This window comes from Hydrogenobaculum sp. (assembly GCF_049967395.1).
Classification (GTDB): domain Bacteria; phylum Aquificota; class Aquificia; order Aquificales; family Aquificaceae; genus Hydrogenobaculum.
Window position 1 is genome coordinate 1 of sequence record NZ_JBMFST010000043.1, and the last position, 13628, is coordinate 13628.

13 protein-coding genes, 3 tRNA genes and 1 pseudogene are annotated in these 13628 nt (G+C 37.2%); 10 read left to right on the plus strand and 7 right to left on the minus strand.

Features of this window, described 5'->3' with window-relative positions; genetic code table 11:
• The 4 genes and pseudogenes from ACP5S8_RS06440 to ACP5S8_RS06455 form a co-directional block, all read left to right on the plus strand.
• A pseudogene (locus tag ACP5S8_RS06440) lies at positions 1-387 on the plus strand (hypothetical protein); the annotation flags it as partial.
• Positions 388-442: 55 nt separating this feature from the next.
• A complete protein-coding gene (gene flgG, locus ACP5S8_RS06445; RefSeq protein WP_461876159.1) occupies positions 443-1234 on the plus strand; it encodes a flagellar basal-body rod protein FlgG in 792 nt (263 codons plus the stop codon).
• Positions 1234-1941: a flagellar basal body P-ring formation chaperone FlgA gene (flgA, locus tag ACP5S8_RS06450; protein ID WP_461876160.1), complete on the plus strand. Its 708-nt coding sequence runs from the start codon at positions 1234-1236 to the stop codon at positions 1939-1941. Before flgG ends, flgA begins: the two co-directional genes overlap by 1 nt.
• A gap of 30 nt (positions 1942-1971) precedes the next feature.
• The gene (locus ACP5S8_RS06455) at positions 1972-3726 is read left to right on the plus strand and encodes an ABC transporter ATP-binding protein/permease (protein ID WP_461876161.1); all 1755 of its coding nucleotides are present in this window, start codon (positions 1972-1974) and stop codon (positions 3724-3726) included.
• Position 3727: 1 nt separating this feature from the next.
• On the opposite strand, the gene ACP5S8_RS06460 is transcribed toward ACP5S8_RS06455, so the two are convergent.
• Positions 3728-3800: transfer RNA gene (locus ACP5S8_RS06460), tRNA-Asn, on the minus strand.
• 113 nt (positions 3801-3913) lie between these two features.
• On the opposite strand from ACP5S8_RS06460, the gene ftsZ reads away from it, so the two are divergent.
• From ftsZ to clpX, 6 genes are all read left to right on the plus strand, one after another.
• Positions 3914-4999 carry a cell division protein FtsZ gene (ftsZ, locus tag ACP5S8_RS06465; protein WP_461870378.1) on the plus strand — a complete coding sequence of 362 codons (1086 nt, stop codon included), beginning with the start codon at positions 3914-3916 and terminating at the stop codon, positions 4997-4999.
• Positions 4996-5376: a RidA family protein gene (locus ACP5S8_RS06470; RefSeq protein WP_461870377.1), complete on the plus strand. Its 381-nt coding sequence runs from the start codon at positions 4996-4998 to the stop codon at positions 5374-5376. The genes ftsZ and ACP5S8_RS06470 overlap by 4 nt, the downstream gene beginning before the upstream one ends.
• Before the next feature lie 72 nt (positions 5377-5448).
• A tRNA-Leu gene (locus tag ACP5S8_RS06475) sits at positions 5449-5534 on the plus strand.
• A gap of 25 nt (positions 5535-5559) precedes the next feature.
• On the plus strand, positions 5560-6924 hold the full coding sequence (locus ACP5S8_RS06480) for a trigger factor (protein ID WP_461876162.1): 1365 nt from the start codon (positions 5560-5562) through the stop codon (positions 6922-6924).
• Positions 6917-7534, plus strand: coding sequence for an ATP-dependent Clp endopeptidase proteolytic subunit ClpP (clpP, locus tag ACP5S8_RS06485; protein ID WP_461876163.1), 618 nt, complete (start codon positions 6917-6919; stop codon positions 7532-7534). The genes ACP5S8_RS06480 and clpP overlap by 8 nt, the downstream gene beginning before the upstream one ends.
• A gap of 1 nt (position 7535) precedes the next feature.
• Complete coding sequence (clpX, locus tag ACP5S8_RS06490; protein ID WP_461876164.1) at positions 7536-8735, plus strand: ATP-dependent Clp protease ATP-binding subunit ClpX; 1200 nt, start codon at positions 7536-7538, stop codon at positions 8733-8735.
• Here clpX and ACP5S8_RS06495 read toward each other — a convergent pair.
• From ACP5S8_RS06495 to ACP5S8_RS06520, 6 genes are all read right to left on the minus strand, one after another.
• On the minus strand, positions 8732-9469 hold the full coding sequence (locus tag ACP5S8_RS06495) for a menaquinone biosynthesis protein (protein ID WP_461870373.1): 738 nt from the start codon (positions 9467-9469) through the stop codon (positions 8732-8734). The genes clpX and ACP5S8_RS06495 overlap by 4 nt on opposite strands.
• Positions 9466-10479, minus strand: coding sequence for an anthranilate phosphoribosyltransferase (trpD, locus tag ACP5S8_RS06500; RefSeq protein ID WP_461876165.1), 1014 nt, complete (start codon positions 10477-10479; stop codon positions 9466-9468). The genes ACP5S8_RS06495 and trpD overlap by 4 nt, the downstream gene beginning before the upstream one ends.
• Positions 10476-10910: a dUTP diphosphatase gene (gene dut, locus ACP5S8_RS06505; protein ID WP_461870371.1), complete on the minus strand. Its 435-nt coding sequence runs from the start codon at positions 10908-10910 to the stop codon at positions 10476-10478. Before dut ends, trpD begins: the two co-directional genes overlap by 4 nt.
• A gap of 3 nt (positions 10911-10913) precedes the next feature.
• Positions 10914-13019 (minus strand): polyribonucleotide nucleotidyltransferase, encoded by a 2106-nt coding sequence (locus tag ACP5S8_RS06510; RefSeq protein WP_461876166.1) that lies wholly within the window; start codon positions 13017-13019, stop codon positions 10914-10916.
• 2 nt (positions 13020-13021) lie between these two features.
• On the minus strand, positions 13022-13297 hold the full coding sequence (gene rpsO, locus ACP5S8_RS06515; protein WP_461876167.1) for a 30S ribosomal protein S15: 276 nt from the start codon (positions 13295-13297) through the stop codon (positions 13022-13024).
• Between the two features lie 29 nt (positions 13298-13326).
• Positions 13327-13400 (minus strand) — tRNA-Arg (locus ACP5S8_RS06520).
• Positions 13401-13628: the final 228 nt, after the last annotated feature.

Consider the following 13628-nt stretch of genomic DNA (forward strand, 5'->3'; position numbering starts at 1 on the left):
GGTGGTCTATTGTATGGAAATGGCGGGTTATCTATATCTGGGGTGAATGGCAACAGAGATGTGGGGACAGCTACAGAACCAGTAGTAGCTATATCTGGCATAGGAACAAACGCAAGCATGAACATTTCTATGTCAGGCACAACTCAATTCAACGGCCTAATCATGGCATCGTTCTTAGCAAACTTTATCATAGGGGATAGTCAAATAAATGGAGCTATGTATGCAAACAACCTTGGTAGTTTTAGTGTAGGCGGCCATGCCTCAATAAACTTTAACTATGCAATACTAAGCCAAATAGCAAATGCATTTCCAAAATTATTTAATCCAGTAAACTGTTATAGCAATGGACCACAACAGGTTATGCTAAATGCTATGACTTTATACTAAAAGCATTGAAAACTTGAAAGTATGTTATATATTTAAAGATTGGAGGTAATGATATATGTTTAGGGCTATGTGGACATCGGCAGCTGGTATGACAGCACAGCAACAAAACCTTGATATCATATCAAACAACATGGCAAATGTAGATACGGTAGGTTATAAGCAGCTTCAACCTGTATTTGATGACCTCGTATATCAAACTGTAAAAGACCCGGGCATGGAAACCTCCCAAAACTCCCAAAACCCTATAGGATATCAGCTTGGGCTTGGTGCCTACATAGACGGGACTTACGGTATATTTACCCAAGGAAACGTCCAACAAACCGGCAATCCTCTTGATGTAGCTATACAAGGAAACGGCTTTTTCCAAGTGGCTATGCCAGATGGAACCATAGCATACACCAGAAATGGACAGCTTCAATTGGATGCCAACGGAGACCTTGTTACAGCAGACGGATACCTTATACAACCTCAAATCACAATACCTCCAAACGCCACCTCTGTAAATATAGGGCCAGATGGTACGGTAGCTGTTACAATACCAGGTCAGCAAGGAGTTCAAGTGGTAGGTCAGCTTCAACTGGCAAACTTCGTAAATCCAGCTGGCTTAAAAAGAATAGGCAACAATTTATATGAACAAACCCAAGCCTCTGGAAATCCCATAGTATCAAACCCAGGTACTCAAGGGCTTGGCACTCTTCTATCTGGCTATGTAGAAGCATCTAACGTAAATATAGTAAATGAAATGGTAAACCTTATAGTAGCTGAAAGAGCATATCAATTTAACGCTAAGGGAATAACCGCAGCAGATACCATGCTTTCTACGGCGACAAACCTCTACACTGGTTAATGAAAAAAGCCTTTTATAGCGTTTTTGTTTTATTAATTTTTCTACCTTTTTTGGGCTTTTCAAAAGAGATAGTTTTTAGTCAAAGTTATGTTGAAAAGCTTGTTAAAAAAGAGATTGAAAAGCAATACGGCAAAAATATAAAAGTAGATTCTGTAAACTGCTTTGTTTATAAACCTTTTACGGTAGATTCAAAAGATATATCGGTAAGCCTTAGGATACCGCCTCTTAGCCCAGATGCTTACGCTAGCATAAACATAAATTCAAACAACATACTTCAAAGAACCTACAACGCCATAGCTTATATAGAGTGGAGAGTGCCTGTTATAGTTGCAAAAAAGCTTATCACAAGGGGACAGATCATTACAAAAAACGACATTAAAAGCACTGTCAAATATATTAGATTTGTGCCTCAAAACTTGGTAGTATCAAAACGTCAAGTGATAGGGGCTACCGCTTTGCAAAATATAGGGATAGGAGAACCCATAAGGACTTCTATGATAAGCATGGTACCTGTTATAAGGTATGGAGACATCGTAAGAGTAATATACGACAACGGCTATATAAGGATTACTACAAGAGCAAAAGCTATGCAAAACGGATATCTTGGCAAGTTTGTAAGACTACAACCCCTTGACAATCCAAAAACCTTCATCACCGGCAAAGTCATAGATAAAGATACAGTCCTTATAAGCCCAAATTCATACTAATTTCATGTAAAAATGTTAAAATTAGATAAGATGGACAGTAGCATAAGTAAATTAGACAAAACGTTCTGGAAAGACTTCTTTAACATATTAAAACCCTATTGGCTTCATTCGGAAGAAAAAAAGAAAGCGTGGCTCTTGTTTTTTGTGATAATTTTTTTAAACCTTTTTCAAGTGTTTTTAAATGTGCTTTTTACAAAATGGTACAAAGTGTTTTATGATGCATTGCAGCACTTTGACGAAAAAGGCTTTTGGAAAGCGCTCTTAGAGTTTAGCGTATTGGCAACGCTTTTTATAGTATCGGCAGTCTACGCTACATATCTTCAACAGATGCTTCAAATAAAATGGAGAGCTTGGCTTACATCTTTTTACATATCAAAATGGGTAAGCAACAAAAAATTTTACCACATGCAAGTAATAGAGCAAAACACCGACAACCCAGACCAGCGTATAGCAGATGACGTAAACGCCTTCATAAGCCAAAGCCTTAGTCTATTCCTTGGACTAATGAGCTCCGTAGTGACGTTTTTCTCGTTTGTTGGAATGCTTTGGGTAATATCTGGTCCTATAAGTTTTAATGCTTTTCATATTAAAATCACAATACCTGCTTATATGGTTTGGGCAGCTATAATATACGCTATAGCAGGTACTTATATAACCGCTAAAATCGGTAAACCCCTTGTTAAGCTAAACTTTGACCAACAGATGTTTGAAGCAAACTTTAGGTTTGCCTTGATAAGGATAAGAGAAAATTCAGAGTCCGTAGCCCTTTTAAACGCAGAGGAAAAAGAGCATCAAAATCTCATGGACACGTTTAGATACGTATTTCAAAACTACTGGCAGATAATGGTAAGACAGAAGATGCTTGGATGGTTTACATCTGGATACAATCAAATAGCCATAATATTTCCAATACTTGTGGCAGCACCAAGGTTTTTTGCCAAAAAGATACAGCTTGGGGATGTAATGCAGATAGCCAGTGCTTTTGGTCAAGTCCAATCGTCTTTATCTTTTATAGTAAACTCTTATTCCTCAATAGCCACATGGTATTCTGTGGTAGATAGACTTAGAACCTTCGAGAAAAACATAAAAGCCATAGAAACCTCTCAGCGCCAAAGCAAGATATCTATTTTGCCAAGCCAAGACAAGCTTGCTATAGAGCATCTAAGCATAAAAATACCTTATTCTGAAAAGCTCATAGTGAAGGATTTAAATTTAACGATAGAAAAAAAAGAGCACACCATCATAATGGGGCCGTCAGGCGTAGGCAAATCTACACTCATAAGAGCTATAGCCGGTATATGGCCCTTTGGAGAAGGCACTATAAAATTGCCACCAAATCATATGTTTTTACCTCAAAAACCTTATTTTCCATACGGAAGCCTAAGGGAGATACTTTTATACCCTTCCACAGACGGTAAAGCCGTACCAAACGAGTATTTGGAAGAACTTTTGGATATGGTAGGACTTTCTTATCTTTCAAAAGATTTAAACACCAAAAACTTGTGGTCTCAGGTGCTCTCTCCCGGCGAACAGCAAAGTCTAAACATAGCAAGAGTGCTGCTTCATTCACCAGATTGGCTTTTTATGGATGAGTCCACAAGCGCCTTAAACGAAGAAAAAGAGATACATCTTTACAGCCTTTTATTAGAAAAGCTTAAAAATCTAACTATAATAAGCGTTGCTCACCGTAAATCTTTAGAAGATTTTCATATTAAAAAATTGATTTTGAAAGAGAATGCTCAATACGAGATAACGTACATTCAAAAATCTTTAAAATCCATTTAAGCTCTGGGGGAGGGGCTCGAACCCCCAACCTGGTGGTTAACAGCCACCCGCTCTGCCGGTTGAGCTACCCCAGATAACAATACTATTATACCATAAGCAAAAAAAATTTCAAGTTTTTTTAAGTCATAAAAATAGCAACGACGTTTTTATGATATACTAATTACTGAGCAATATTTAGGAGGTGTATATGGATTTTATAAATCCTACAAAAATTAAGGTGTTTGGCGTAGGCGGTGGTGGTTGCAACGCTGTTAATAGGATGTATCTTGACGGTATAGAAAATGTTGAATTGTACGCTTTAAATACAGATATCCAACACCTTAGCACGCTAGCTGTCCCAAACAAGCTACAAATAGGTGAAAAAATAACCAGAGGCTTAGGAGCCGGTGCAAGACCAGAAGTAGGAGAACAAGCGGCTTTAGAAGATTTGGACAAGATAAAAGAGATCTTGAGAGACACCGATATGTTGTTTATAGCGGTAGGTCTTGGAGGTGGCACAGGCACAGGGGCAGCTCCTGTTATAGCCCAAGCGGCAAAAGAGATGAACATACTTACTGTATGCGTATGCACAAAACCCTTCAACTTTGAAGGTCCCAAAAGAGCTCAAGCAGCAGAAGAAGGGCTACAAAAGATAAAAGATGTGTGCGATACATATATCGTAATACACAATCAAAGGCTTCACGATATAGCCGATAGAAACCTTACAATAGGAAATGCCTTCAAAATGGTGGACGACATACTATCTCAAGCGGTTAGAGGCATAACAAGTATAGTAACCACACCAGCTTTAATAAACGTAGACTTTGCAGACGTAAAAACGATAATGCAAGACGGTGGATTATCTTTGATAGGCATAGGTACATCTAAAAATAGCGATAAGCTGGATGCCGCCGTAGAACAAGCCATGCATAGCCCGTTGCTGGAAGGAAACTCTATAAAAGGTTCAAAGAGACTTATGGTAACGCTTTGGATAAACCAAGACACACCATTTACGGAAATAGAATCCTCTATAGCAAAAATAAGAGAAGAAGCCGACGACAACGCACTTATTATATTTGGCGCTGTTGTGTTGAATGAAAACGAAGGTCAAAATACAAAAGTGGCTATAGTAGCTACTGATTTTGAAGAAAATGTAAAAGCCCAGCAGGGTTTAAAGGTTATAAAAACCCAAGAGAGAGAACCCAAAAAAGAAGAAAAGCCAAGAGCCGTAGAACCGCAAGCTCAGGAAGAAGAAGACTTACCGGCTTACCTTAGAAGAAAAAGAAAGATATGAAAAAAGAAATATTTACACCAAAAGCCCCAAAACCCTTGGGGCCTTATTCCCAAGCGGTACTTATAAACAACATGCTTTTTGTATCCGGCAGCATAGGTATAGATGATGCAGGCAATCTAAAACCAGACATAGCATCCCAAACAAAACAATGTCTTTCCAACATACAAAACATACTTCAAGAAGCTGGTTTTAATTTAGAAGATGTGATAAAAACCACCATATACCTAACCCATTTAGAAAATTTTGCAGTAGTAAACGCTATTTACGAAGAATTTTTTACAAATGTCCACATAAAACCGGCTCGCTCTACGGTGGAAGTATCTTCTTTGCCAAAAGGCGCCCTAATAGAAATTGATGTCATAGCAATAAAAGCCTAAAAACTAAAAAACAACCGATTTAGTTTAGTAAATCTAAAACGTGCAAGTTTGTGCTATAATATTAAATTTAGAGCGGATGTGGTGAAATTGGCAGACACACAGGACTTAGGATCCTGTGGGCGTAAAAGCCCGTGAGGGTTCGAGTCCCTCCATCCGCATTAAACAAATTTTTTTGGAGGTTTTATGGCTTTTACCATAACAAAAGAAGAAGGTATATTTAGAGATTTTGCTTTTGATGTAGAAGGAAAAGAGCTAGAGCAAGCTTACAGGACAATTTTAAATGAGTTAAAGGCTAACGCAGAGGTAGATGGCTTCAGAAAAGGTAAAGCTCCTGAGTGGATTATAAAGAGCAAGTTTAAAAACTACATACTTGAAGCTCTTGTAGAAGATTTTGCCAAAAAAGCCTATGAAAGCGCAAAAGAAATGGGCTTTGACGTGATGGACATAAAAATAAACTTGGAAAATAGCAAGTTTTCAGAAAAAGAAATGAAACTCACAATGGAAGGTTATATTGAAATATTTCCAGTTATAGAAAGCGACAAGCTAAAAGACCTTGAAGGTGTAGAATTAGAAATACCTAGTTTTGAATTAAAAGATGAGATGGTAGAAGAAGCAATAAAATATGCTTTAGAAGACAAAGCCACGTTGGAGCCAAAAGAGGGACCAATAGAAGAAGACGATTACGTTGTAATAGATTATACCGTTGTAGATAAGCAAGACGGAGAAAAAGTGAATCAAAAGCTAAGCGGTGTACTAAAAGAGCTAGGTTTAAGAGAAGACCTTTACAAGGAGATTTTAGGAAAAAAAGAACAAGATGTGGTGAAGCTAGAAAATGTACCAATCCAAGAAACAGAAGATGAAAATGCACCAAAAGTAGATATAGAAGCAAAGATAGAGTCTGTAAAGAAGAAAGTTTATCCAGAGCTAACAGATGAATTGGCAAAAGAGCTTAACCTTGGAGAAAATGTTCAAGAAGCCAGAGAAAACATAAAGAAAAGACTGCAAACCTACCTAGAAGGCAAAAAAGAAGAGGCAAAAATAAATGCTCTTACAAAGTACCTATTGGAAGAGTATAAAGATATAACCGAAGTATCAAGAACAGAAGCTATAAGAATCGCTAACTTAGTATATGAAGAGGAACTAAACAGATTAAACAACATGTTTGATTTGAGCTCCTTTGATGAAGAAACATTGAAAGTTATAGAAAAATCGGCGTACGATAAGTCTGTAAAAGAAGGTATCACAAGCGCCAAAACTCGCTCAATATTTGTATCTTACGCCAAAAAGTTTGGCATAGAAGTAACAGATGAAGATATAAAGAAATATATAGACGAGCAAGTAGAAGCCTACAAAGATATGCTACCAGAACACCAAAAAGATGAAGAGTCTTTAAAAAGACTGAGAGAGAACATAGAAAATTACTTTTTAAGAGAAGACAGAAAGTCTGTGCTTATAAAAGACATACTTGCTTCTAAAGCTATGGACAAACTTTTAGAAATGGTTAAATTTAAAGAGAATACATCTTTAAAGGAGGAAAACGTTGAGTAACGCTAAAGATTATCAGAAGATTATAGATCAACTCGTACCAATAGTAGTTGAGCAAACACCTCGTGGTGAAAGAGCCTACGATATATATTCAAGGCTTTTACAAGACCGTATAGTTATACTTGGTTTTCCTATAGATGACCATGTAGCAAACCTCATAGTAGCTCAGCTTTTGTTTTTAGAAGCCCAAGACCCTGAAAAAGACATACAAATGTATATAAACTCCCCCGGTGGTTCCGTGACAGCTGGTCTTGCTATCTACGACACTATGCAGTATATAAAGCCAGATGTAACCACAATATGCATAGGACAAGCTGCTTCTATGGGAGCTGTGCTTTTGGCAGCCGGCGCAAAGGGAAAAAGGTTTGCACTTCCAAACGCTCGCATCATGATACACCAACCCCTTGGAGGCGTACAAGGTCAAGCTACGGATATACTTATACACGCTGAGGAGATAAAGCGTATAAAACACATATTAAATACCATATTGGCAAATGCCACTGGTAAAAGCTTAAGACAAATAGAAAAAGATGTAGACAGAGATTACTTTATGTCTGCTGAAGAAGCTAAAAATTATGGGCTTATAGACAAAGTAATCACGAAGAGGGCTTAACATGGCTGGCAAAAAAGATTATTGTTCATTTTGCAACAAATCTTCTAAAGATGTGCCGTTGATGATAGCGGGTCCAAATGGCATGAACATATGTAGCGAATGCGTAGAAAAAGCAATGGACCTAATAAAGCACCACGAAGCAGAAGAAGTTGCGAAAGAGGTAAGGTCTATACCAAAACCTAAAGAGATAAAGAAAATTCTAGACGAGTTTATTATAGGTCAAGATGAGGCTAAGAAGGTTCTATCTGTGGCAGTTTATAACCATTACAAAAGAATACTTAGAAAATCCGACACAGACATAGAAAAAAGCAACATACTTCTTATAGGACCCACTGGAAGTGGTAAAACGCTGTTGGCAAAAACGTTGGCAAAAATTCTAAATGTACCCTTTGCCATAGCGGATGCCACTACTCTTACAGAGGCAGGTTACGTTGGAGAAGATGTAGAGAACGTTTTGGTAAGACTCTTGCAAAACTGTGATTACAACATAGAAAAGGCCAAAAAAGGTATTATATACATAGATGAAATAGACAAAATAGCTAAAAAATCTGGTCATAACCCCTCTATCACAAGAGATGTTTCAGGTGAAGGCGTACAACAAGCCCTTTTAAAAATCATAGAAGGAACCATTGCAAACGTACCACCTCAAGGTGGCAGAAAACATCCACACCAAGAGTTTATACAGCTTGACACCACCAATATACTGTTTATATGCGGCGGGGCTTTCGTGGGCTTAGAAGATATAATAAAAAGAAGATTAGGTAAGAGCACCGTAGGGTTTGAAACGGAAATTTCAAAGTACAAGGAAGAAGGCAACATACTATCGCAGGTAGAACCCGATGACCTTATAAACTTTGGACTTATACCTGAGTTTGTAGGAAGATTGCCGGTTATAAGCGTATTAAATGAACTCACAGAAGATGATTTGATAAGAATACTCACAGAGCCTAAGAACGCAATAGTTAAACAGTATAAAGAGCTTTTAAGAATGGAAGGTATAGAGCTGGAGTTCACAGAGGGCGCTCTTAGAGAAATCGCAAAAGAAGCTATAAAAAGAAAGACCGGTGCAAGAGGGTTAAGGGCTATAGTAGAAAAAATCATGACTGATATTATGTATGAAGCACCGTCTTTAGTAAACGTAGAAAAGATAGTTATAGATGAGAACAAAAAACCAGTTTATATGTATAAAAAAGCTGGTTAAGTAAGGCCAAAACGCTTCACAAAGCCTTCAAATATTTCCAGTGAGCGTTTGTGGTCTTCTCTTAGCCCTAAATCAAGGCATTCAAGAAAGTATTTCCTAAAAAAATTAGTATCAACGAAAGCATATTTTTTAAATATCTCATCTTCTAAAGAGTTGTTTTTCAGCTTTTCATAAAAAAAGTTTATAGAATCTATTACATCCTCTTTTAACTTATCAAAGGATTTTACAGAGTTTTTCTTGTATGTAAAAAGCGCAAAAACAAAACCAACACCGTATCTTTTAAACCATTCTTCACCTAAATCCACAACGCTTTTATAAGTTTTAGAACTATACTCTTTTATAGCTTTATCGCCTATGTAAAGAATTGTATCTGCTTTTTCTTCGTCATCCACGTAGTTTGGTTTTAATTTTAAAATTTCCTCTACATACCACCTTGTCAACACCCTTGAAGTAACAGAATCTTTGGTAAGATAAACATTTTTTATATAATCTTCTTTTAAAAAAAGCAAAACAGAGCATACCATTTCCTTACCGGATATGGAAATGCCGTCAAGGTATGCATACTTGTCTTTATCTTTCAAATATACGGCAGATGATAATATACCTATGTCTATTTTATCCTCTTCAAGCATTTTAAAAAGCTCTGAAGGGTGTCCTTCGATTATTTCGTAGTTTGAAAGATTATAAAACATAGGAAGCGTGTTAAGATAAGATACTTTGCCTACTTTTATCATTTAATATAATTTGAACATTCTATCAAATTTTGCAACTTGTTTAAAGCTTTTTTAGAAAAAATGCTCTCTTTCGCCATCTCCAAAGCTTCTTTAAAATCTATATCACCAAAAGACATAATGCCAAAGCTGGCATTTATAAGCACTACATCAAGAGCAGTAGATGGCTTACCGCTCAAAGCCATATTAAACAAGCTTAAACTTTCTTCTATATCTTCGGCTTGGATATCTTCTATATTTTTAAAAGAAAAACCATACTTTGTAGGATCGAACTCAAATATATCAACATCGTCTTTTGTTTGTTTTGCCACAAGCGTTTTTGAGCTTATAGAAACCTCATCTATACCATCATAACTGCTAAACACAAAAGATTTTATGTTACCAAGCTCTTTTAACACGTAAGCTATTTTTTCCACCAAAGATATATCATAAACACCCATTATCTGCCTTTTAGCACCAGCAGGATTTGAAAGAGGTCCCACGAGGTTAAAAACAGATTTTATTCCAAGTTCTTTTCTTGGCTTTGCTATATTTTTCATAACGCTGTGATGAGAAGGTGCATAGATAAACCCAATACCAACTTCTTTTATGCATCTTGCTATATGGTTTGGTGGTATATTTATATTTACGCCAAGCCTCTCTAGTATATCAGCGCTCCCACACTTTGAAGATACAGATTTGTTGCCGTGTTTTGCCACTTTAAAACCAGCACCAGCTATAACAAATGCGCTAGCCGTTGATATGTTGAAGGTAGATTTTCCATCTCCACCAGTCCCGCATGTATCTAAAAGTTCTTCCTGATTGTCCACTGGAACTTTTAAAGCTTTTTCTCTAAAAAACTTTGCTATCTCGCTAATCTCTTCTACGGTTTCCCCCTTTAACCTCATACCCATTATGAAAGCGCCCATTTGAGCTTCTGTAGCCTCGTTTAAAGCAATGGATTCTAACGTTTGCCTTATATCTTCTTTTGTTAGATTTTCCTTCCTCGATAATTTAGAAAGAATATTTATCATTTCATACCTGTAGAACCAAAGCCACCATCTTGCCTTTCTGTATTAGATAGCTCTTTTGCTTCTACTACTTTTGCTTTTAATACGGGAGCAATGACCATCTGAGCTATTCTTTCACCTTTTTCAATAATCACTTCTTTGTCAGATAAGTTTATAAGTATGACTTTTATTTCACCTCTGTAGTCTTGGTCTATAGTACCTGGGCTGTTTAAAACAGTTACACCCTTCTTAAGAGCCAATCCGCTTCTTGGTCTTATCTGAGCTTCATAACCCTCTGGAAGCTCTATAGCTATACCAGTAGACACCAAAGCCCTTTCCAAAGGTCTTATCACTACCACATCGTCAACGCAGAAAAGATCCATTCCAGAAGCACCGGAAGTGGCATAAAAAGGAAGATAAGCATCTTCCCTTAATTTTTTTACTAAAAGCTCCATAAACTATCTTTTTTGATAGGGCTTTTTATACTCTTTCTTTGGTCTTTCTTGGTTTTCTGGCTTTTGATAGTCTGGGCTACAGAGGTTTAATCTATTTTGCTCATCTATGGCCATAACCTTTACCTTTATAGTATCACCAACGTTTATGGTGGGCTTTTCAGTCATAGCAGATGCATGTAGCAAACCTACTTTGCCAGGTAGAACTTCCACAAACAAACCGTAGTTTTCTACCCTTATCACTTTACCCTCGTATACACCACCTACTTCTACCTCTTGAATTAAAGAGTTTATAAAATCTGCAGCCTTGTTTACAGCTTCTATTGTAGGTGCATTTATATAAGCGTTAGAACCATCTATCCATACGCTTGCACCAAACTGCTCTTTTATATACTTTATATTCTTTCCTGCAGGACCTATAACAAGACCCACTTTGTCCTCTGGAATTTTCATCACTTGAGCTTTTGGAGCATATTTAGATACTTCTTTGTTTGGCTCTGGTATTGCTTCATAAAGTTTATCTAATATAAACATCCTTGCTTCTTTGGCTTGGTTTAAAGCTTTTACCATTATATCTTTGCTAAGACCTTTTATCTTTATATCCATTTGAACGCTTGTTACGCCATCCCTTGTACCAGCTACCTTGAAATCCATATCTCCAAGGTGGTCTTCATCTCCAAGTATATCGGTAAGTATGACAAAGTTATCACCATCTTTTATAAGCCCCATAGCTATGCCAGCCACATGTTTTCTCATCGGTACACCGGCATCAAAAAGCGCCAAAGAACCAGCGCACACCGTGGCCATAGAGCTTGAACCGTTAGATTCCAAAATATCTGAAACCACTCTTATTATGTAAGGAAAATCCTCTTCTTTTGGCAAAAGAGGCTCTAAAGCTCTTTCCGCCAAAGCACCATGGCCTATTTCTCTTCTTCTTGGAGGACCCCAAGGTCTTGCTTCTCCTGTACTAAAAGGTGGAAAGTTGTAATGAAGCATAAACCTTTTAAAGGTCTCACCTTCAAATATCGTTTCCACAAGCTGGGCTTCGTCTTTTGGTGCCAAAGTCACCGTGGCTAAGGCTTGAGTTTGCCCTCTTGTGAAAACGGCAGATCCGTGCGGTCTTTCAAGTGGATGCATTTCTATGGTAATTGGTCTTATATCCGTTTCCTTTCTACCGTCTATACGTTTTTTGGATTTTAGAATTTGTTCCCTCATCAGCTGGCTTTCTAAATCTTTAAAAGACACTGCAAAGTCAAACTCCTGCTCTTTGGATATACCTAATTCTTGCATTGCTTGAGTATAAATGTCTTTTAAAGCTTTACCTCTTTCTTTTTTATCTTCTATATTAAAAGCCTCTAAAATCCTTGAAGAAGCAATTTCTTTTAGCTTATTTGCCGCATCATCAGGTAAACCCACGTGGCCTATGGGTTTTTTCGCAGGTTTTAAAGATTCTACAAGCTCTTCTTGAGCTTTTATAAGGGATTGACCTTTTTCAAGCCCAAAAAACAAAGCATCTAAAAGTACGCTTTCCTCTACTTCTTTTGCTCCCCCTTCTACCATTACTATAGCGTCTTTTGATATAGCCATTATAATATCTATATCGCTGTTTTTACGTTGCTCGTAGGTGGGATTTATTACAAATTCGCCGTTTACTCTACAAACCCTCATGCCGGCTATAGGCCCCTCAAAAGGCACAGAAGAGCACATCAAAGCTGCTGAAGCTCCGGTTATAGCCAAAACATCTGGGTCGTACTTATCATCTGCTGATAACGTAAGACATGTAACCACTATTTCATTCAAAAAGCCTTTTGGCACCAGAGGTCTTAAAGGTCTATCTATAACCCTTGATACAAGCACCTCTCTATCTGTAGGTTTTCCTTCTCTTTTTATAAACCCTCCAGGTATTTTACCCCATGCAAAAGAACGCTCTCTGTAATCTACTGATAAAGGTGCAAAATCTATGCCGCAAAGAGGCTCTTCTGATGTACATACGGTAACCAATACCTTTGTATCACCTTGAGATATGAGAATGCTGCTATCCGCTTGATGGGCATATTTGTTTGCTTCTATATATATTGGGTCTTGGTTTCCAATTTCAGCTTTTACCATCATACTCAATTCTTCACTCTCAAGTTAAGTTTTTTAGACACCTCAAGATACTTCTGATAATTTTTTCTCTTAAGATAATCAAGTAGCGCCTTTCTTTTGTTTACCATAGCTATAAGTCCGCGTCTTGAATGTAAGTCCTTCTTGTTTTGCTTCATGTGTTCTGTAAGCTTGTTTATACGCTCTGTTAGTATAGCTATCTGCACTTCTGGTGAGCCAGTATCTTTCTCGTGATGTTGAAAACTTCTTATAAGTTCCCATTTTCTCTCTTTTAAAATAGGCATATCTAACCTCCAATTAATGTTTATCAGAACGGGTCCGGAGGGAGTCGAACCCCCGGCCTAGGGATTAGAAATCCCTTGCTCTATCCAACTGAGCTACGGACCCTTCTAAATTTATATATTATATCAAAAACCTAAAACTTTATCAATAATAATTTAACTTTTTATGCTCCCAGTTTTCAACAAAATCTATTGTACCTAAGAAACCTTTCTATTCCCACCATATATTCTTACCTCCTTTTATATAAGATTTACATAAACAAAATTTTAACAGAGGTAAAAGTATGCCACGGTTAAGTGTTCATAGTGTTTGTGAACTTGTACACTAAGCTGT

Excerpts from the sequence above, each read along its gene's own strand:
- flgG (WP_461876159.1), top strand. The coding sequence starts at position 443 with ATGTTTAGGGCTATGTGGACATCGGCAGCTGGTATGACAGCACAGCAA.
- flgA (WP_461876160.1), top strand. The coding sequence starts at position 1,234 with ATGAAAAAAGCCTTTTATAGCGTTTTTGTTTTATTAATTTTTCTACCT.
- ACP5S8_RS06455 (WP_461876161.1), top strand. The coding sequence starts at position 1,972 with ATGGACAGTAGCATAAGTAAATTAGACAAAACGTTCTGGAAAGACTTC.
- ftsZ (WP_461870378.1), top strand. The coding sequence starts at position 3,914 with ATGGATTTTATAAATCCTACAAAAATTAAGGTGTTTGGCGTAGGCGGT.
- ACP5S8_RS06470 (WP_461870377.1), top strand. The coding sequence starts at position 4,996 with ATGAAAAAAGAAATATTTACACCAAAAGCCCCAAAACCCTTGGGGCCT.
- ACP5S8_RS06480 (WP_461876162.1), top strand. The coding sequence starts at position 5,560 with ATGGCTTTTACCATAACAAAAGAAGAAGGTATATTTAGAGATTTTGCT.
- clpX (WP_461876164.1), top strand. The coding sequence starts at position 7,536 with ATGGCTGGCAAAAAAGATTATTGTTCATTTTGCAACAAATCTTCTAAA.
- ACP5S8_RS06495 (WP_461870373.1), bottom strand. The coding sequence starts at position 9,469 with ATGATAAAAGTAGGCAAAGTATCTTATCTTAACACGCTTCCTATGTTT.
- trpD (WP_461876165.1), bottom strand. The coding sequence starts at position 10,479 with ATGATAAATATTCTTTCTAAATTATCGAGGAAGGAAAATCTAACAAAA.
- dut (WP_461870371.1), bottom strand. The coding sequence starts at position 10,910 with ATGGAGCTTTTAGTAAAAAAATTAAGGGAAGATGCTTATCTTCCTTTT.
- ACP5S8_RS06510 (WP_461876166.1), bottom strand. The coding sequence starts at position 13,019 with ATGATGGTAAAAGCTGAAATTGGAAACCAAGACCCAATATATATAGAA.
- rpsO (WP_461876167.1), bottom strand. The coding sequence starts at position 13,297 with ATGCCTATTTTAAAAGAGAGAAAATGGGAACTTATAAGAAGTTTTCAA.